Genomic DNA, 19459 nt, shown 5'->3' with positions numbered 1-19459 from the left:
AGACACAATGAAACGCAAGTCCCTGTTTGCACTCTCGGCCGTCGCGATCGTCGCGGCTGCTGCCCTCGTGCCGGTCCTGTGGCCGGGCAACGATACGCTGCACGGCGCTTCCGCCGTCGCGGCCACGCCGGCCGACCAGGCCGCGCTGATCAAGAAGGGCGAATACCTCGCGCGCGTCGGCGACTGTATCGCGTGCCACACCGTGCGCGGCGGCAAGTCGTTCGCGGGCGGCCTGCCGATGGCGACGCCGTTCGGCACGATGTACACGCCGAACATCACGCCGGACGACAAGGACGGCATCGGCAAGTGGACGTCGGACGACTTCTACCGCGCGATGCACACCGGTCGCTCGAAGGACGGCAGCCTGCTCTACCCGGGTTTCCCGTTCGCGAGCTACACGAAGGTCACGCGTGCGGATTCGGACGCGATCTACGCGTACCTGCGCTCGGTCGCGCCGGTGTCGGTGCCGAGCCGTCCGCATGAACTGAAGTTCCCGTTCAACAACCGCAACCTGCTGATCGGCTGGCGCACGCTGTTCTTCAAGGAAGGCGAATACAAGCCGGATCCGACCAAGTCGGTCGAATGGAACCGCGGCGCGTACCTCGTCGAAGGCCTCGGCCACTGCTCGATGTGCCACACGTCGATCAACATGATGGGCGGCCCGGTAACGGGCTCGGCATTCGCCGGCGGCCTGATCCCGCTGCAGAACTGGTATGCGCCGTCGCTGACGAACGACAAGGAACTCGGCCTCGGCGACTGGCACGTGCAGGAGCTGTCCGACCTGCTGCAGGCCGGCGTGTCGCAGAAGGGCGCGGTATTCGGCCCGATGGCGGACGTGGTCCACAACAGCCTGCAGTACATGACCGACGAAGATACGCGCGCAATGTCGACGTACCTGAAGTCGATCCCGCAGAAGGCTGAAGCGCCGAAGAACATGCAGTACGAGCCGTCGAAGCAGTTCGGCAACGCGCTGTTCGACCAGGGCAAGAAGATCTACGCGGACAACTGCGCGACCTGCCACGCCGAAAACGGCGCAGGCAAGCCGCCGGCGTATCCGCCGCTCGCGGGCAACCACTCGATCATGATGGAATCGGCCGTCAACCCGATCCGCATGGTGCTGAACGGTGGCTATCCGCCGAGCACGTTCAAGAATCCGCGTCCGTACGGGATGCCGCCGTTCGCCCAGTCGCTGTCGAACCAGGAAGTTGCGGCGGTCGTCACGTATATCCGGGTATCGTGGGGCAACAACGGTACGCCGATCTCGCCGCAACAGGTGAGCGACCTGCGTTCCGCGCCGCTCGACTAAGAAGCGGCTGACACAAACGGGGCGCGGCTGCGGGAAACCGCGGCCGCGCCCTTTTGCATTTTGCATTTTGCGATGTCACCTCCCGCGCGGGCCGCGCGCGACGTCGCCGATCATAAAACTGAAGAGTGGTATCTATGTCTTTTGAATCTCTCGGCTTGGCCGAACCGCTGGTCAAGGCGGTCAACGAGCTCGGCTACACGTCGCCGACTCCGATCCAGCAACAGGCGATTCCGGCCGTCCTCGGCGGCGGCGACCTGCTCGCCGGCGCACAGACGGGCACCGGCAAGACCGCCGGCTTCACGCTGCCGATCCTGCAACGCCTGCATACGTTCTACGCGGAACATCGCGGCGCGAAGCGCGCGGTGCGCGCGCTGATTCTCACGCCGACGCGCGAACTCGCCGCCCAGGTCGAGGAAAGCGTCCGTGCGTACAGCAAGTACCTGAAGCTGCGCTCGACCGTGATGTTCGGCGGCGTCAGCATCAATCCGCAGATCGATGCGCTCAAGCGCGGCGTCGACATCGTCGTCGCGACGCCGGGCCGCCTGCTCGATCACATGCAGCAGAAGACGATCGACCTGTCGGACCTCGACATCCTCGTGCTCGACGAAGCCGACCGGATGCTCGACATGGGCTTCATCCACGACATCAAGCGCGTGCTCGCGAAGCTGCCGCCGCAGCGCCAGAACCTGCTGTTCTCGGCCACCTTCTCCGACGAGATCAAGGCGCTCGCCGACAGCCTGCTCGACTCGCCCGCGCTGATCGAGGTCGCACGCCGCAACACGACCGCCGAAAGCGTCGCGCAGAAGATCCACCCGGTCGACCGCGACCGCAAGCGCGAACTGCTCACGCACCTGATTCGCGAACACAACTGGTTCCAGGTGCTCGTGTTCACGCGCACGAAGCACGGCGCGAACCGGCTCGCCGAGCAGCTCACGAAGGACGGCATCAGCGCGATGGCGATCCACGGCAACAAGAGCCAGTCGGCCCGCACGCGCGCGCTCGCGGAGTTCAAGAACAGCACGCTGCAGGTGCTCGTCGCGACCGATATCGCCGCGCGCGGGATCGACATCGACCAGCTGCCGCACGTCGTCAACTTCGACCTGCCGAACGTGCCGGAAGACTACGTGCACCGGATCGGCCGCACGGGCCGCGCGGGTGCGACCGGCGAAGCCGTGTCGCTCGTGTGCGTCGACGAGAAGCAGCTGCTGCGCGACATCGAGCGGCTGATCAAGCGCGAGATTCCGCAGGAAGTGATCGCGGGCTTCACCCCCGATCCGAACGCGAAGCCGGAGCCGATCCAGCAGCGCCGCGGGCAGCAGCAGCCGCGCGGCGGTGGCGGCGGCGGTGGCGGCGGCGGCAATCGCCAGCCGCGCGCAGGCGGCTCAGGCCAGCCGGCCGCGAAACGCGACGGCAATGCGCAACCGAAGGCTACCCAGCAGAAAGCCGCGAAGCCGCGCACGCAAGGGCAAGGCGGCGCGGGCGGCACCGGCGGACGTCCGGCCGGTGGCGGCAACAGCGCGCGCCCGGCGAATGGCAATGCCGCGCACGCGAACCGCAACCGCTCGTCGCGCAGCGGCCAGCGCGGTCACTGAAGCCGTGCGGCTGCGCGCCGCAGGTGCTCGACCTGGCGTTGCCAGCGTGCGAGCACCTCGGTGCGCTCCCCTTCCAGCGTGAACGTGACACCTGTCGCGAGACGCGCATAGCCGACCCGCTGCGCATCGCCGTGCGCGATCGTCGCAGCGAATCCGGCCAGTCCGCCGAAGTCTCCTTCGAGCGGCGCCATCCTCAATTGCGCCTGAAAGAACGCGCCGTCCGCGACCAGCGTCAACGCGGCCGATCGCCGTTGCGCGATCGCGCGCGCCGCACGCGATTGCGGCCAGAGCGCCAGCAGCAGCGTGCGCGCATCGTGTGCATAGATTTCGCCGACGCCGAGCAGCGTCGTGCGCAACTGACCATCGTCGGTCGCGACGATCAGCGACGCGGCGAGGTCGGCATGACGTTCGAGCGCGGTACCGTCGAACAATGAGACGACGGCCGGCGGCCACGCATCGAACGTCCATTGTTCGAGCGCGTCGCGATGGGTATCGGTCATGATGGCGTTGCCCCGGTGGACAAGCGGATGAAGAGCCGCAGCATACGCGCGTCGGGCCGCGCCGCGGCGCTCAGCGCAGGAACACGTGCCGCGTGATCTTCGTGAGCGGATAGTGAACGCCCGGCTGGATCTTCGCGGGCAGGTCGAGCGGCTTGAGCAGCATCTTCACGCACATGTCGGCCGACAGGTTGCGCCGCACGAGCGTGCTGATGCGCGCGGCGCGTTCGCGGTTGTACTGGCTGTCGCCGACACGATCCGGATAGCGCACCGCGAACACGTGGCGCAGCGCGATCTCCGAATCCTCGTTCTTGATTTCCATCACGCGGCGCGCCAGCGCGCCGAGCACCGCAAGGCGGCCATTGCCTTCGACCTGGTTGTACTTCTTGAAGAACTTGAAGAAGTGCTTGTAGTGGCGTACTTCGTCGGTGCGAATGTTGTCGGTGATTTCCTTCAGCACGGGCTCGTCCGAGCACTCGTTGATCGCGCGATAGAGCGTGGCCGTGCCCGTCTCGACGACGCAGCGCGCGACCATCTCGAGCGCGCGGGTCTTCTCGAACGCCTCGACCTTGCAGGTCTGCGAATACTCGGCGAAGAAGTTCGCGAACGCGGTATCCCAGTCGAACTCCGGCCACACGTGCGCGATGTACGCCTTCAGCGCGCGCCCGTGCTGCAATTCTTCGTGCTCCCATGCATTGTTGAGCCATGCGGAGACTTCCGGATCGTCGTTGAAGAACTGGCTCAGATTGCTCGTGTAGAGATCCGAGCCGCTTTCGATGAACGACGACGCGCACAGCAGCAGCAACAGATCCTCGTTGGCGGCGGCACGTTGACGATCGATCCGGTTCAGGTCGATGTCCTCGATTCGCCACGGCATCACATGCGTCGTTTTGGTGTCCATGGTAGTGCGCTCCCAGTCGTCGCGTGGGGCCGGCCCATGCCTTCGGCACAGGCGCCGGCCATCCCGCAGGCGGCGTTTTACTTGCGTTTATAGTGGATTGGTCCGGCCGAACCATGCTGGCATCTTAGCCGGACTTTGATGTTCATGCTTCAAAGCACTGACCATACCCGACAAGCGCAGTTCCACGGCGTCTGTTGCCGTTCGTTAGACGAGTCCTTCAAACCGCTTGCGCCCGCGCGGTGATAGGGGGCTTGCCGCAAACGAAACGGGCGGCCAATCGGCCGCCCGCGAAGCACACGACATGCCGGCGAAAGTCGCCAGGAATCCGTCAGAAACCGGCCGCCAGACCGTCGCGCCGGCTGTCGCTCGCGGCCGCGTAGCCGCGCTCGCGATCGTCGCGATCGAGACGCCAGATGAACTGCCCCGAACCGAAATCCATGTAAGGATCGTCGATCGACTTGATCGTATGGCCGCGTGCGGCCAGCGCATCGACGGTCGCGCGATTCATCGTCGCCTCGACGTCGAGCGTGAAGTCGCGGTTGACCTTCCAGCGCGGCGCATCGCAGGCCGCCTGCGGTTGCTGCCCGTAGCCGAGCATCCGCACGACGGTCTGCAGGTGCCCTTGCGGCTGCATGTCGCCGCCCATCACGCCGAAGCTCATCACGGCCTCGGTCCGGCCGTCGACCTCCTCGGTGACGAACGCCGGGATGATCGTGTGGAACGGCCGCTTGCCGCCCGCGACGACGTTCGGCGAAGCCGGGTCCATCGAGAAGCCGTGCCCGCGATTCTGCAGCGCGATGCCGGTGCCGGGCACGACGAGCCCCGAGCCGAAGCCCATGTAGTTCGACTGAATGAAGCTCACCATCATCCCGCGCTCGTCGGCCGCCGACAGGTAGATCGTGCCGCCCGAATGCGGCCGGCCGGCGGCGAAGTGCGTCGCGCGCGCGGGATCGATCAGCTTCGCGCGTTCGGCGAGATACGCATCGTCGAGCATCTGCTCGGGCGTGACTTCCATCGCACGCGGATCGGCGACGTAGCGATAGACGTCCGCGAACGCGAGCTTCATCGCCTCGATCTGCAGATGCTGCGAGTCGACCGAGTCGACTGGCCACTCGGTCACGCCCGCGTGCTCGGCAATCCCGAGCGCGATCAGCGCGGCGATGCCCTGCCCGTTCGGCGGAATCTCGTGGATCGTGTGACGGCCGAAGCGCTTGCCGATCGGCTCGACCCATTCCGGCCGGTACGCCTGCAGGTCGGCTGCGGTCAGCGCGCCACCGCCTTCGCGGGAGAACGCGGCGATGCGCTCGGCGAGCGCGCCCTCGTAGAACGCGCGCGCCCCCTCCTTCTGCAGCGTGCGCAACGTCTGAGCATGGCCCGGCAGGCACACGCGCTCGCCCACCTGCGGTGCGCGGCCGTGCGGCATGAAGGTGTCCGCGAAGCCCGGCAGTCCCTTGAGTTCCGGCACCGCGGCCGCCCACTTGTGCGCGACGATCGGCGGCACCGCATAGCCGCGCTCCGCGATCTCGATCGCCGGTTCGAGCAGGTCCGCGAACGGCAGCGAACCGAACTTCGCATGCAGCGCTTCCCAGCCCGCGATCACGCCCGGCACGGTGACGGTGTCCCAGCCGCGCGTCGGCTTGTTCGCGATGCCGTTGCCCGCCTCGCCGTGGCGCTTGCGGAAATAGTCGACGTTCCATGCGGCCGGCGCGACGCCCGACGCGTTCAGCCCGGACAGCCGCTCGCCGTCCCACACGAGCGCGAACGCATCGCCGCCGAGCCCGCACGACACGGGCTCGACGACCGTGATCGCGGCCGCGGCGGCGAGCGCCGCGTCGACCGCGTTGCCGCCCTTCCACAGCATCCGCAACCCCGCCTGCGCGGCGAGCGGGTGCGACGTCGACACGACGTTGCGCGCGAACACCGGGATGCGGGTCGTCGGATACGGGTTGTGCCAGTTGAAGCCAGTCATCGGTTCCACCTCGTCGAAAGCTGAATGATCGCGCCGGACGCGCACCCCGCGCGCGCGGACAATCCGCCATTGCAGCGCGATCGGCACAATCGCACAAATTCATTTGTGAAATGAATCCATGCAATTTCCACATGAATATCGGGCAAGCCTGCGGGCCGGGCCGGCCTAACGCCGTTGCCGCCCTTACAATACCCGCTCCGTCTCACGACACGACCATCGAGCCATGACCCGAGATCCCCGCCTCACCCTCAACGCGCGCCAGCAGGAATTGCTCGAATGGGTGCAGCGCGACGGCTTCGTGACCGTCGACGATCTCGCCGCGCATTTCGCGGTGACGCCGCAGACGATCCGCCGCGACGTGAACTGGCTCGCCGACCTGAACCTGCTGCGCCGCTACCATGGCGGCGCGAGCCTGCCGACCAGCTCGGAGAACGTGTCGTACACCGCGCGCCAGCGGATGTTCCACGACGAGAAGCGGCGCATCGCGGCGCTCGCGGCGTCGCACATTCCCGACCAGGCGTCGCTGTTCATCAACCTCGGCACGACCACCGAGGAAGTCGCACGCGCGCTGAACCGCCACCACGGGCTGCACGTGATCACGAACAACCTGAACGTCGCGTCGATGATGAGCGGCTACCCCGACTGCGAGGTGCTGATCACGGGCGGCATCGTGCGGCCGTGGGACAAGGGGATCGTCGGCGAACTCGCGATCGACTTCATCCGCCAGTTCAAGGTCGACTACGCGATCATCGGCACATCGGCGATCGAGGCCGACGGCACGCTGCGCGACTTCGACACACGTGAGGTGCGCGTGGCCGAGGCGATCATGCAGCATGCGCGCACCGTCTATCTCGTGACCGACCATTCGAAGGTCGGCCGTCCCGCGCTGGTGCGCCAGGGTCACCTGAGCCAGGTGCACGCGCTCTTCACCGACAAGCCGCTGCCGCCCGAGATGGCCGATACCGTGGCGGCCGCCGGCACCCAGGTGTACGTCGCCGAGTGACGGTTCCGATGCTGCACCGCACCTAAAACTTCAAGTGAAATCAAGAAGTTGGCGTCGCGAGCAAACCGCTTGCGCGCAGCCCGGCTGTCAAACGGAAAATTAACGGGGCCCGATTTGTCGTTGCCCGCGCGCTCGACTAGACTCCAGTTCCCCGGCCTATTTCGACCGTTCCGCCTGTGCCAGGGCGCGGACGAATGGCATGGCCGGCGAATACAGCTTTCCCCCCAAGCCATACCCCGCTGGGTATCGCGCGTCGGCCCGTGCGCCGGCTGCGCGGGCTGACTGGTCGCCATGGAGAGAACGATGCTGAGTCCGCATGAATTCGCCACGCTATTGCTTGTGAAGGACGCTCCCGATCAAACCCACATGGATCGGGACGAAATCGACGCGCTGCTCGAACAGCAGCTCGTCCGTCTGGAAGGCCTCGGTTCGGGACGCAAATACTGCGTGACCGAAACCGGCGACGCCGCACTGCGATCCATCAAGTACCGCTATTCGTAAAACCACACCGTTTCTGACCTGACCGCGCCGCCCGGATGCCGGGCCGCGCGGCCACTTCCGCTTCCGTCCCCCAACCCCGCCCCAGCCTGTTTCAACCGCCGCGCAGCGTCGGATCGACCGCCGCCCGCCAGCTGATGGCCTGCGCCCGCGCACCGTTGAAATACGCGATCCAGCCGGCACGCGCCGCCGCGTCCGGCGCCGCATAGTGCGTCGAAAGTTCGTTTACGAACGCACAATAGTTCGCATCGGTCAGCCCACGATACCGTTTCGCCACGTACGCGTCATATAGCGTCGAGTAGACCGGCTGAGCGTCCGCGCCCCAGTCCCGCGCCGTGCCGCCGCATGACGTCTGCAGGTCGGCGAACGACGGCGTGCGCCAGTTGCCGGCGAGCGGCGGCATCCCGGCAGTGCACCCCGCCAGAAGGACGGCGCACGCGCCGGCCCACATCCCAATACGCATGATTCACCTCGCGAAACGGTCGATTTCGCCAGTATCGTCCGGGATCGTGCCGCGCGCTACTGGCCCCGCTTTATCGAACTTTACTTTTTCGATTTCGTTCGTTAAATTTCGAATTCGAACATTTTCTGTTCAACCCTTTCCCTCAGACGATAAGGACAGCAGGTGACCCAACCGAATCGCTACGATCTGCTCGTCGTCGGCGGCGGCATCAACGGCGCGGGCATCGCGCGCGATGCGGCCGGCCGCGGCCTGTCGGTCATGCTCTGCGAGCAGGACGATCTCGCGTCGCACACGTCGTCGTCCAGCACGAAGCTGATTCACGGCGGCCTGCGCTACCTCGAGTACAACGAGTTCGGACTCGTGCGCAAGGCGCTGCAGGAGCGCGAGACGCTGCTGCGCGCGGCGCCGCACATCATGTGGCCGCTGCGCTTCGTGATGCCGCACATGCCGAACCTGCGTCCGGCCTGGCTGATCCGCATCGGCCTGTTCCTTTACGATCACCTCGCGAAACGCGAACTGCTGCCCGGCTCGCGCGGCATCGACATGCGCCGCCATGCGGCCGGCGCGCCGCTGATCGACTCGATCAAGCGCGGCTTCGTCTATTCGGACGGCTGGGTCGACGACGCGCGCCTCGTCGTGCTGAACGCGATGGATGCGAAGGAGCGCGGCGCCCAGATCCTGACGCGCACGAAGCTGGTGTCCGCCGAACGCCGCGGCGACGAATGGGAAGCGCGACTGCAGCACGCCGACGGCTCGATCCGCGTCGTGCATGCACGTGCGATCGCGAACGCGGCCGGCCCGTGGGTCGGCGAAGTGCTGAAAGGCGCGCTCGGCCGCGGCGCGCACCACAGCGTGCGGCTCGTGAAGGGCAGCCACATCATCACGCGCCGCCTGTTCGATCACGACCACGCGTACATCTTCCAGAACCCGGACAAGCGGATCATCTTCGCGATTCCGTACGAGCACGATTTCACGCTGATCGGCACGACCGACGTCGAATACACGAACGATCCCGCGAAGGTCGCGATCGATCGCGACGAGACGCAGTACCTGTGCGATTCGATCAACCGCTACTTCAAGCGCAAGATCTCGCCGGCCGACGTGCACTGGACCTACTCGGGCGTGCGCCCGCTGCTGGAAGACGAGAACGCCGCGAACGCATCGGCCGTCACGCGCGACTACCGCCTCGAGCTGGACGACGGCGCGGGCGCCCCGCTGCTGTCGGTGTTCGGCGGCAAGATCACGACGTTCCGCAAGCTCGCGGAAGAAGCCGGCGACATGCTGTGCCGCGCACTCGGCCGCGACGCGAAGACCTGGACGGCCGGCGTCGCGCTGCCGGGCGGCGACATCGCGAACGCGAAGTTCGACGCATTCGCCGATACGTTCGCCAAACGCCATGCGTGGCTGCCCGCCGCGCTCGCCCGCCGCTATGCCCGTGCATACGGCACGCGTGCGGAACGCGTGATCGACGGCGCGAAGTCGCTCGCCGATCTCGGCACCGAAATCGCACCGGGCATCTACGACGCCGAACTGCGCTACCTGCGCGACGCCGAATGGGCGACCTGCGCGCAGGACGTGCTGTGGCGCCGCTCGAAGCTCGGCCTGCACGTCGCGCCCGGCACGCTCGACGCGGTGACCGCCGCGGTCGACGCGTGGTTCGCCGCCGCGCACGCGCCGCACGCCTGACCGGAATGCAGTTGCAGTTGCTTGACCGACGTTGACTCACCGACGCGCCGCCCCACATGCGGCGCGCATCACAACTAAGCCAAATCCACGGATGGAGATGAGAGACATGCAGGATCAGTACATCCTCGCGCTTGACCAGGGCACCACGAGTTCCCGCGCGATGCTGTTCGATCGCCAGGGCAATATCGTTTCGATCGCCCAGAAGGAATTCGAGCAGATCTACCCGCAACCCGGCTGGGTCGAGCACGATCCGCAGGAAATCTGGTCGACGCAAGCCGGCGTCGCCGCCGAAGCCGTCACGCGCACGGGCCTGAACGGCACGTCGATCGCCGCGATCGGCATCACCAACCAGCGTGAAACCACGATCGTGTGGGATCGCGAGACGGGCCAGCCCGTCTACAACGCGATCGTCTGGCAGGATCGCCGCACGGCCGACTTCTGCGATTCGCTGAAGGCGCAAGGCTTCGAGGCGAAGGTGCGCGCGAAGACCGGCCTGCCGATCGATTCGTACTTCTCGGGAACCAAGATCCGCTGGATTCTCGACAACGTGCCCGGCGCACGCGAGAAGGCCAAGCAGGGCAAGCTCGCGTTCGGCACCGTCGACAGCTGGCTCGTGTGGAACTTCACGAAGCACGAACTGCACGTGACCGACGTGACGAACGCGTCGCGCACGATGCTGTTCAACATCCACACGCGCGAGTGGGACAACGAACTGCTCGACATGCTCGACATCCCGCGCAGCATGCTGCCGGAAGTGAAGGCGTCGTCGGAAATCTACGGCCACACGAAGACCACCGTGTTCGCATCGAAGATCCCGCTCGCGGGCATCGCGGGCGACCAGCACGCGGCACTGTTCGGCCAGATGTGCACGACGTCGGGCATGGTGAAGAACACCTACGGCACCGGCTGCTTCCTGATGATGAACACCGGCGACAAGCCGATCGAGTCGAAGAACAACCTCGTCACGACGATCGCCTGGCAGATCGGCGACGACGTGCAGTACGCGCTGGAAGGCAGCATCTTCATCGCGGGCGCGGTGGTGCAGTGGCTGCGCGACGGTGTCGGCATCATCAAGTCGGCCGCTGAAATCGAAGCGCTCGCCGCGAGCGTGCCGCACACCGACGGCGTCTACCTGGTGCCCGCGTTCGCCGGCCTCGGCGCACCGCACTGGAACGCGCGGGCGCGCGGTTCGGTGTTCGGCGTCACGCGCGGCACGACCTCCGCGCACCTCGCACGCGCGGCGCTCGATTCGATCGCGTACCAGTCGCTCGACGTGCTGGCCGCGATGGAAGCCGATTCGGGCATCAGCATCGGCGAGCTGCGCGTGGACGGCGGCGCGAGCGCGAACGACCTGCTGATGCAGTTCCAGGCGGACCTGCTCGGCGTCGACGCGGTGCGTCCGCAGATCACCGAGACGACCGCGCTTGGCGCGGCCTACCTCGCGGGTCTCGCGATCGGCTACTGGAAGAACCTCGACGAAGTGCGCGACCAGTGGCAGCTCGATCGCCGCTTCTCGCCGTCGATGCCGAAGGAGCACGTCGAACGCTGCATGTCGGGCTGGCAGCGTGCGGTGCGTGCCGCGAAGGCATGGGCCGACGACGCGCAGTAACCGTCAGGCATCCGGACGAAATACAACAACACCGGCGGACCGCGCACTGCGCGAGTCCGCCGTGATTCAAGAGAGACAAACATGTCACCTTATATTGCGGAATTCATCGGCACAGCGATCCTCGTGCTGCTCGGCAACGGCGCGGTCGCAAACGTGCTGCTTGCAAAGACCAAGGGCAAAGGCGCGGACCTGATCGTGATCGTGATGGGCTGGGCGATGGCCGTGTTCGTCGCCGTCTACGTGACCGCATCGTTCAGCGGCGCGCACCTGAACCCGATCGTCACCATCAGTCTCGCGCTCGCGGGCAAGTTCGCGTGGTCGAAAGTCGGCGGCTACGTCCTCGCGCAGATGCTCGGCGGGATGGCCGGCGCGCTGCTCGTGTGGCTCGCCTATCGCCAGCACTTCGCGAAGGAAGCCGATGCGGACCTGAAGCTCGCGGTGTTCTGCACGGCGCCCGCGATCCGCAGCGTCACGCACAACGTGCTGACCGAAGCGATCTGCACGTTCGTGCTGATCCTCGGCGTGCTGTACCTCGCGTCGCCGCAAGTCGGCCTCGGCGCGCTCGACGCACTGCCCGTCGGCCTGCTCGTGCTCGGCATCGGCATCTCGCTCGGCGGCCCGACCGGCTATGCGATGAGCCCCGCGCGCGACCTGTCGCCGCGCATCATGCACGCGCTGCTGCCGATCCCCGGCAAGCGCGACAGCGACTGGCGCTATGCATGGGTGCCCGTCGTCGGTCCGCTGCTCGGCGGCGCCGCGGCGGCCGGCCTGTACCTGCACCTGCACACGACGATCTGATCGTCGCTTGACCGAAACGCGCGGCGATCCTCGCCGCGCGTTTTGCTTTCCTTCCTTCGTTCGCCTTCCCTCGCGCTCCGCCGCTTCGCCGCTTCGTTTCCGCTACCGGCCTCACTCGGCCGAGACCAGCGACTTCAGCTTCACCCCCGTATCCGCGACAGCCGACGGGCTTACGTCGATCCCGCGCTCGACCAGCATTCTCGCCACCCGCATGTCCTTGACGAACCCGGACACGCGGCCGAAACCGCTTGCGGCGACGAGCCGCGCACCGGCGTCGAAATGGAAATGGATTTCCGCGTCGTCGCCGAGCGCGCGCGCGACCGATAGTTCGCCGAGTACCGGCTCACCGGCCACCTGCAACTGCGCGTCGTATTGATCCGACCAGAACCACGGCGTCTCGCGATACGGCTCGTCGGCGCCGAGCATGTTGCGCGCGGCGACGCGCGCCTGGGTCTCGGCGCCGTGCCACGTCTCCTGCCGGACGGGCCGCCCCGACAACGCACTCGGGAACACCGCGACGTCGCCGGCCGCGTAGATGCCGCGCGCCGATGTCTCGAGCCGCTCGTTCACGACGATGCCGCGCTCGACGGCGAGGCCCGCCTCACGCGCCAGCTCGTCAGCCGGCTCGATTCCGATGCCGGCGACGACCGTGTCGGCGATCAGCGTGTCGCCGTCGTCGAGTACGACGGCCAGCGCGCCGCCCGTCGTCCGCTCGATCGCAACCGGCTTCCGCTTCACGCGAATGGCCACGCCCTGCCGTTCGTGAAGCGCGTGCACGCGCGCCGCGATCGCCTCCGGCACTGCGCGCCCGAGCAGGCGCGACGCCGCATCGAGCACCGTCACGCGGCACCCGCGCAGTCGCGCCGACGCCGCGACTTCGAGGCCGATGAAGCCGCCGCCGATCAGCACGACCCTCGCATCGGGCGCGAGCCGCGTGCCGAGCGCCGCCGCATCGTCGAGCGTGCGCAATGCAAACACGCCGTCCAGCGTCGCACCCGGAATCGTCAGGCGACGCGCGCGGCCGCCGGTCGCGAGCAGCAGCGCGTCGTAGCCGACCACGCTGCCATCCGACAGGCGCACTTCGCGTGCGCCCGGATCGATGCGCTCGACCGTCGCGACGACCGGCTCGATACGATCGGCCGCCCACGCCGCCGGATCGCGCAACCGGCACTGCGCCGCGCTGCGTTCGCCGGTCAGCACGCCCTTCGACAACGGCGGCCGCTCGTACGGCAGGTGCGCCTCCGCGCCGATCAGCACGATCCGCCCACTCCAGCCGGATTCACGCAGCACCTGCGCCGCGCGGCCGCCCGCGTGGCCCGCGCCGACGATCGCCATCACCCGATCGTTCGTCATCGCGTCACACCTCGATCAGGATGCGGCCGTTGTCGATCTTCGCGCGGTATGTGCGCAGCTTCTCGCAGGCGGGCGCGGACAGCGGCCGGCCGTCGCGCACGTCGAAGCGCCCGTTGTGCTTCGGGCATTCGATCACGTGGTCGATCACAAGCCCGTCCGCGAGATGTACTTGCTCGTGCGTGCACAGGCCGTCGCTTGCATAGACTTCGCCGTCGATGCGGTAGATCGCGTACGTGTGGCCGGCATGGTCGAAGCGCGCGACGTCTTCGTCGTCGATGTCGTCGAGCGCGCCGGTGTCGATCCATTGCGTCATGTTGCGTGTCTCCGGGGTTGGAAGAGTCGATATCGGTCAGGCGCGCGCGGCATCCGGCACGGGCCGCACGACGTAATCGGTCGGGTCGCGCGTCTGCCGGACCAGCGCCGGCACGATCTCCGCGTATGCGGCCAGCGTGCTGCGATACGGCGGCGGCATGTCGGCCTTCACCGCCTCGTGCAGCTTCGGCAGCGCGTGGAACGGCACCATCGGGAACATGTGGTGTTCGACGTGATAGTTCATGTTCCAGTACAGGAAGCGGAACACCGGATTCATCATCACGGTCCGGCAGTTGCGCCGGTGATCGAGCACGTTCTCGGGCATGCCCGCGTGCTGCGTGAGGCCGAAATACAGGTACAGCCACGCACCGTAGAGGCTCGGCAGGCCGATGTAGAGGAGCGGCAGGATCGTGTGCCAGTAGAGCGAAGCACCGGTCACGAGTGCGTACACCGCGAGATGGATGCGAGACTCGCGCACCACCTTCGGCCGTTCCGATTCGGGCACGTAGGTGCGCTCCTCGTCGTCGAGCCGGCCGGTGAAGGCCGTCGCGATCATCTTGCGCAGCTCGCCGGCCACATGCTTCAGCGCGACGATGTTCAGCGCGAGCGAGCGCCAGTCGGTCGGCTTCGGCGCGGCGATTTCCGGATCGCGCCCGACGACCAGCGTATCGGTGTGATGACGTGCATGGCTCCACCGCCACGCCGTCGCGCGGCGGAACACCTGGAACGACGCGACCTGGTACAGCACGTCGTTCATCCAGCGCGTGCGGAACGCGGTGCCGTGCCCGCATTCGTGCCAGCGCGAGTCGGCCGGGCTGCAGTAGAGCGTGCCGTACACGAAGAACGCGGGGATCGCCCACGCCGAATGTGCACGCCACGCCAGCCATGCGAGCCCCCCGCTGATCGCGATCGCCGCATACCAGATCAGCGTGTCGCGAAGCGCGCGCGCGTCGCCACGCTGCATCAGCTGCTTCATCAGCGGCCGCGGCACCGGGCATCGATACCACTCGGCGTTGGCGAGCCCGGCCGCCTGCGCGCGCTCGCCGGCGCCGCCGATCATCCGGTATGCCTGACGGCGCGCCACCGTGCGGTCGTGCGCCTGGTCGTCGATATGAGCCACGTGCGTCTCCTGGATTCCTTGTTCGTTGGAAGCGCGGCAAGCGCTTCGGCATGGAATCAAAATTAGGCCCGCGGCCTCCCCCGCTCAATCGAAACGTTGACGAAATTTCGCCATCGTTTTAGCGTTCCCCGCATCGCCACGTCTCGATGGCGACACCACGATGGAGACAACCATGGCAGGCGAATCCGGGCCGCGCTGGCGCAAGCGCACCGCACGCTTCGACGAGATCGCGGCGCTTGCCGGCGTCAGCACGACCACCGTCGACCGCGTGCTGAACGAGCGCGGCAGCGTCTCGGCGCAGGCCCGCGAACGCGTGGTGGCAGCCGCGCGGCAGCTCGGCGTGCCGCGCCAGCTGCCCGACACGCGGCACGGGCTGCTCCACGTCGACGTGCTGCTGCCGGATACCGACGCGGCTTTCTTCAAGCGGCTGCAGCTGGCGCTGCAGCGCTCGCTGCAGATGCTCGATCGGCGCGTGGTCGTGCACCGGACGATCCTGCCCGCCGCCGACGACGAGCGGGCCGCCGCGCTGATCGAACGGCCCGCCTACCGGCGCGCGGCGCTGATCGTCACGGCACGCGACACGAGCCGCGTGCGCGACGCGCTGGCCGGCGCGATCGCGCGCGGCGAGACCGTCGTCACGATGGTCACCGACATCGGCGGCATCGACCGCGCGCACTTCGCCGGTATCGACAACTACCGGGCCGGGCGCACGGCCGGCTATTACATCGGCCGCCTGGCGGCACGCCCCGGCCGCGTGCTGCTGCTCGGCGGGCGCATGGGCTACCGCGCGCACGCCGACCGGATGGCCGGCTGCCGCGACCAGCTTGCCGAAGCGTTCGCCGCCGTCCGCTGCGACGACGAGCCGGTCGAGACGCTCGACCAGGACGATCGCTGCTACCGCGCGGTGACGAAGGCGCTGCAGGCGCACGACGACGTAGTCGCGATCTACAACAGCGGCGCCGGCTCGGCCGGCATCGAGGCGGCGCTGCGCAAGGCCGGCGCGGCCGGTCGCGTCGTGTGGATCGGCCACGAGATGATCGACCTGCACCGCACCTTCATCGAATCCGGCGCGATGGATCTCGCGATCGACCAGGATCCGGACGGCCAGGTGATTTCCGCACTGCAGCACGTGCTGCATGCGTGCGGGATCGTCGAACAGCCGCCACCGGCCGATCCGGTCGAATTCCGCGTGTTCTGTCCGGCAAACGTGCGGACGAGCGCGTACCTGCCAGCCTGAATTCGAACGCCCGGCACACCGTCTGTCGCGCCGCACGCGCATTGCGAAAAAATCGACCGCCGCATTGGCGATTTTTCGCCAACGTTTGTCATGCAGCCCGCGCCGCGCCTCCGTACATTGGGCAACCCATCCCATGACAACGGCGGACAGGAGACGATGGCTGAACCGATCCTCATCGGCGTGAACCTCGACGGCGTGCTCGAACACGACGGCCTGCCGTTGCCCACGCCCGCCGAACGCTTCCGGATGGTCGCCGGCGCCGGTGTGTTCGACTACATCGAAAAGAACCCGGCGCGCGGCGAGGACCTGTCGCCGTATTTCGCGCTGGTCGAACGTCATGCGCTGCCGATTCGCGTGATCGGCGGCATCTGGTGCGCGGGCCGTGACGAAGCGCACGTCGCCGAGATCGTCGACGCGGGCGCGCGCTTCGGCAGCACGGTGCTCAACTGCCAGTTGCATGCGCATCACGCGAGCGGCCATCCGCTGTCCGATCGCGAGGTCGCCGATTTCTACCTGCGGACCTACGAGCGCGGCGAGCCGGCCGGTTGCCTGCCGAGCCTCGAAGTGCACGTCGACATGTGGAGCGAGGATTTCACGCGTGTCGCACGCGTTGCACGGCTTGTCGAGCAGGCCGGCGTGCCCTTCCGGATCACGCTCGATCATTCGCACCTGCTGTTCAAGATCGGCAACCACACCGAACTCGATGCATCGGGCATCCGCGACGCGGCCGACGGCGGCCGGCGGTTGCTCGACCCTGCATCGCCCGACGCCCTCTACGCCGACTGGATCGCGCGCGGCTGGGTCCGGCATGCGCATGCGCGCAGCGTGATGCCGAACAATCCGGACAACCCGTGGATGCGCCGCGCCGACGGCAGGCCCGGGCGCGGCATCCAGTATCCGTTCGTCGCGCCCGCACCGGGCACCTATCACGACGTATGGCGCGCGGAGGCGCTCGACACGTGGAAGGCCGCGCTTCGGCAGTTGCTGCACGCGCAGGCCCACGCACAGCCGGCGCGCGTCGAGCAGATCAGTTGCGAATTCATCCCGTTTCCCGACTACGGCGGCGGCGCGCGCTATTCGATCTTCTACAACAACGTCGCGTGCGCGCACTGGCTGCGCGACACGTGGCACGCCGTCGCCGCGCCGCCGGCAACCGACGTCGCGCACACCGGCACCTGATTCGATCCCCGCCCCCACTCGAGACCCAAGGACAGAACGATGACGCAAGCCCTCCATTTTTCGCTGAACCGGATGAGCGCCCCGCGCTTGCCGTTCGACCGTTACGTCGCGCTGTGCCAGCGCCTCGGCGTCGACACGATCGAGATCCGCAACGATCTCGACGGCGTCGAGATCGCCGACGGCACGCCGGCCGCCACCGTGCGCGCAACGGCCGAAGCCGGCGGCGTGACGATCCTGACGATCAACGCGCTGCAGCGCTTCGAGCAATGGAACGCCGAGCGCGCGGACGAGGCGACCGTGTTGGCCGACTACGCGGCGCAATGCGGCGCGCGTGCGCTGGTGCTGTGCCCGACCAACAGCCGCGGCGACACGCGCAGCGCGGTCGAGCGCCACGCGGATCTCGTGAAGGCGCTGAAGGCACTCAAACCGATCCTCGACGCGCACGGCCTGCTCGGCTTCATCGAGCCGCTCGGCTTCGAGGAATGCGCGCTACGCCGCAAGTCGGATGCGGTGAAAGGCATCTACGACGCAGCGGGCGAACAGGTGTTCCGGCTCGTGCACGACACGTTCCACCATCATCTGTCGGGCGAGGACATCTTCTTCCCGAACCTGACGGGCCTCGTGCACCTCTCGGGCGTCGAGGAGGACGACCTGCCGGTCGACCGGATGCGCGACGGCCATCGCGTGCTGGTCGGCGGCGCCGACCGGCTCGGCAATATCCGGCAACTGCGCGAACTGCTCGCGCGCGGCTACCGTGGCGCGTTCTCGTTCGAGCCGTTCGCGCACGAAATCGCCGAGGCCGACGACATCGAGGACCGACTGCGCGCGAGCATCGACTACGTGCGCGGCGAACTGGCGAATCAATGAGCGCCGCCACGGTGCACGGCCAACTGAAGCCGCGCACCGGCGCATATCCACGAAATCAACAGGAGAACGGAATGATCGAATTCGCGTTGTTCGGCGCGGGACGGATCGGCAAGATCCATGCGGCGAATCTCGCGCGCCATCCGGGCGCGAAGCTGAAATACGTCGTCGACCGGCATGCGCCGTCGGCCGAAGCGCTGGCTCACGCGCACGGCGCGCAGGTGGCCGACGTCGAGCGCGCACTCGGCGATCCGGACGTCCGGGCGGTCGTGATCGCGTCGAGCACCGACACCCATGCGGACCTGATCGTCGCGGCCGCGAATGCGGGCAAGGCCGTGTTCTGCGAGAAGCCTGTCGACCTGAGCGTCGAGCGCTCGCGTGCGTGCGCGGACGCCGTCCGGCGCAGCGGCGTGACCTGCATGATCGGCTTCCAGCGCCGCTTCGACCCGACGTTCGCCGCGCTGAAGGCGCGCGTCGAGCGCGGCGACATCGGCGCGCCGGAAATGCTGGTCGTCACGAGCCGCGACCCGGGCGCGCCGCCCGTTGACTACATCCGCAGTTCGGGCGGCATCTTCAAGGACATGCTGATCCACGACTTCGACGTGTTCCGCTGGATTCTCGGCGACGAAGCGCAGACGCTGCACGCGACCGGCAGCTGCCTGACCGATCCGGCCGTGCAGGATGCGGGCGACATCGATTCGACGGCCGTGACGATCCGCACGCGGCGCGGGCTGCTGTGCCAGATCAACACGTCGCGGCGCGCCGCGTACGGTTACGACCAGCGTTTCGAGCTGCTCGGCAGCAACGGGATGCTGCAGGCCGGCAACGTGCGGCCGACCGAGGTGAGCGCGTGGCTCGCGGCCGGCATCGCGACGGACGTGCCGGAGCCGTTCTTCCTCGAACGCTACCGGCACGCGTATGCGGCCGAGATCGCGCATTTCGTCGATGCGCTGCGCGACGGCACGCCGGTCCGCACGACGATCGACGACGGGCTGGCCGCGCTCGAACTAGCCGAGGCCGCGATGACTTCGTGGAAAACGGGGCGCGTAATCGAGCTGTGACGTCACCGGCG

General features: G+C 67.5%; 18 protein-coding genes. 11 read left to right on the top strand and 7 right to left on the bottom strand.

What is annotated here, in order from left to right; all coding sequences use genetic code 11:
* Window positions 1–7 precede the first annotated feature (7 nt).
* Together LGM56_RS22755 and LGM56_RS22750 are read left to right on the top strand one after the other, a co-directional pair.
* Complete coding sequence (locus tag LGM56_RS22755; RefSeq protein WP_089426268.1) at window positions 8–1306, top strand: c-type cytochrome; 1299 nt, start codon at window positions 8–10, stop codon at window positions 1304–1306.
* Window positions 1307–1440: 134 nt separating this feature from the next.
* Window positions 1441–2898 (top strand): DEAD/DEAH box helicase, encoded by a 1458-nt coding sequence (locus tag LGM56_RS22750; protein ID WP_226206836.1) that lies wholly within the window; start codon window positions 1441–1443, stop codon window positions 2896–2898.
* Here LGM56_RS22750 and LGM56_RS22745 read toward each other — a convergent pair.
* From LGM56_RS22745 to LGM56_RS22735, 3 genes are all read right to left on the bottom strand, one after another.
* On the bottom strand, window positions 2892–3398 hold the full coding sequence (locus LGM56_RS22745; RefSeq protein WP_226206835.1) for a hypothetical protein: 507 nt from the start codon (window positions 3396–3398) through the stop codon (window positions 2892–2894). The genes LGM56_RS22750 and LGM56_RS22745 overlap by 7 nt on opposite strands.
* 70 nt (window positions 3399–3468) lie before the next feature.
* The gene (locus LGM56_RS22740) at window positions 3469–4296 is read right to left on the bottom strand and encodes a ferritin-like domain-containing protein (protein WP_039360322.1); all 828 of its coding nucleotides are present in this window, start codon (window positions 4294–4296) and stop codon (window positions 3469–3471) included.
* Between the two features lie 328 nt (window positions 4297–4624).
* Window positions 4625–6265, bottom strand: coding sequence for a gamma-glutamyltransferase family protein (locus LGM56_RS22735; protein ID WP_226206834.1), 1641 nt, complete (start codon window positions 6263–6265; stop codon window positions 4625–4627).
* Between the two features lie 223 nt (window positions 6266–6488).
* Between LGM56_RS22735 and LGM56_RS22730 the strand changes: the two genes are divergently transcribed.
* Window positions 6489–7268, top strand: coding sequence for a DeoR/GlpR family DNA-binding transcription regulator (locus LGM56_RS22730; protein WP_006493999.1), 780 nt, complete (start codon window positions 6489–6491; stop codon window positions 7266–7268).
* A gap of 303 nt (window positions 7269–7571) precedes the next feature.
* On the top strand, window positions 7572–7769 hold the full coding sequence (locus LGM56_RS22725; RefSeq protein ID WP_011353109.1) for a hypothetical protein: 198 nt from the start codon (window positions 7572–7574) through the stop codon (window positions 7767–7769).
* Window positions 7770–7860: 91 nt separating this feature from the next.
* Here the strand turns inward: LGM56_RS22725 and LGM56_RS22720 are convergent, their stop codons facing one another.
* Entirely contained in the window at window positions 7861–8229 is a 369-nt protein-coding gene (locus LGM56_RS22720; RefSeq protein ID WP_089495582.1) for a hypothetical protein, read from the bottom strand.
* 162 nt (window positions 8230–8391) lie between these two features.
* Between LGM56_RS22720 and glpD the strand changes: the two genes are divergently transcribed.
* The 3 genes from glpD to LGM56_RS22705 all read left to right on the top strand — a co-directional run bounded on the left by glpD (window position 8392) and on the right by LGM56_RS22705 (window position 12322).
* Window positions 8392–9915, top strand: a complete 1524-nt coding sequence (glpD, locus tag LGM56_RS22715) for a glycerol-3-phosphate dehydrogenase (protein ID WP_226206833.1) — start codon at window positions 8392–8394, stop codon at window positions 9913–9915.
* A 106-nt stretch (window positions 9916–10021) separates the two neighbouring features.
* A complete protein-coding gene (glpK, locus tag LGM56_RS22710) occupies window positions 10022–11524 on the top strand; it encodes a glycerol kinase GlpK (RefSeq protein WP_089431661.1) in 1503 nt (500 codons plus the stop codon).
* A gap of 81 nt (window positions 11525–11605) precedes the next feature.
* Window positions 11606–12322 carry an MIP/aquaporin family protein gene (locus tag LGM56_RS22705; protein ID WP_006484467.1) on the top strand — a complete coding sequence of 239 codons (717 nt, stop codon included), beginning with the start codon at window positions 11606–11608 and terminating at the stop codon, window positions 12320–12322.
* Window positions 12323–12433: 111 nt separating this feature from the next.
* Here LGM56_RS22705 and LGM56_RS22700 read toward each other — a convergent pair whose 3' ends face one another.
* Genes LGM56_RS22700 through LGM56_RS22690 form a run of 3 tightly spaced genes read right to left on the bottom strand, consistent with a single transcriptional unit; the run spans window position 12434 to window position 15107 of the window.
* Window positions 12434–13675 (bottom strand): NAD(P)/FAD-dependent oxidoreductase, encoded by a 1242-nt coding sequence (locus LGM56_RS22700; RefSeq protein ID WP_089495584.1) that lies wholly within the window; start codon window positions 13673–13675, stop codon window positions 12434–12436.
* A gap of 4 nt (window positions 13676–13679) precedes the next feature.
* Window positions 13680–13988 carry a non-heme iron oxygenase ferredoxin subunit gene (locus LGM56_RS22695; RefSeq protein WP_089426273.1) on the bottom strand — a complete coding sequence of 103 codons (309 nt, stop codon included), beginning with the start codon at window positions 13986–13988 and terminating at the stop codon, window positions 13680–13682.
* 36 nt (window positions 13989–14024) lie between these two features.
* Window positions 14025–15107 (bottom strand): fatty acid desaturase family protein, encoded by a 1083-nt coding sequence (locus tag LGM56_RS22690; RefSeq protein ID WP_226206832.1) that lies wholly within the window; start codon window positions 15105–15107, stop codon window positions 14025–14027.
* A 172-nt stretch (window positions 15108–15279) separates the two neighbouring features.
* Between LGM56_RS22690 and LGM56_RS22685 the strand changes: the two genes are divergently transcribed.
* The 4 genes from LGM56_RS22685 to iolG all read left to right on the top strand — a co-directional run bounded on the left by LGM56_RS22685 (window position 15280) and on the right by iolG (window position 19448).
* Entirely contained in the window at window positions 15280–16344 is a 1065-nt protein-coding gene (locus tag LGM56_RS22685; RefSeq protein ID WP_089473518.1) for a LacI family DNA-binding transcriptional regulator, read from the top strand.
* 156 nt (window positions 16345–16500) lie between these two features.
* The gene (locus LGM56_RS22680; protein WP_226206831.1) at window positions 16501–17523 is read left to right on the top strand and encodes a xylose isomerase; all 1023 of its coding nucleotides are present in this window, start codon (window positions 16501–16503) and stop codon (window positions 17521–17523) included.
* Window positions 17524–17562: 39 nt separating this feature from the next.
* Window positions 17563–18390, top strand: a complete 828-nt coding sequence (locus tag LGM56_RS22675; RefSeq protein ID WP_226206830.1) for a TIM barrel protein — start codon at window positions 17563–17565, stop codon at window positions 18388–18390.
* Between the two features lie 71 nt (window positions 18391–18461).
* Window positions 18462–19448, top strand: coding sequence for an inositol 2-dehydrogenase (gene iolG, locus LGM56_RS22670; RefSeq protein ID WP_226206829.1), 987 nt, complete (start codon window positions 18462–18464; stop codon window positions 19446–19448).
* The last annotated feature ends 11 nt before the right edge of the window (window positions 19449–19459 follow it).

Origin of the sequence: Burkholderia sp. AU38729 (genome assembly GCF_020419725.1) — a bacterium.
Lineage (GTDB): Bacteria > Pseudomonadota > Gammaproteobacteria > Burkholderiales > Burkholderiaceae > Burkholderia.
Note: the sequence above shows the minus strand (reverse complement) of the source record. Positions and strands in the feature narration are given on the sequence as shown.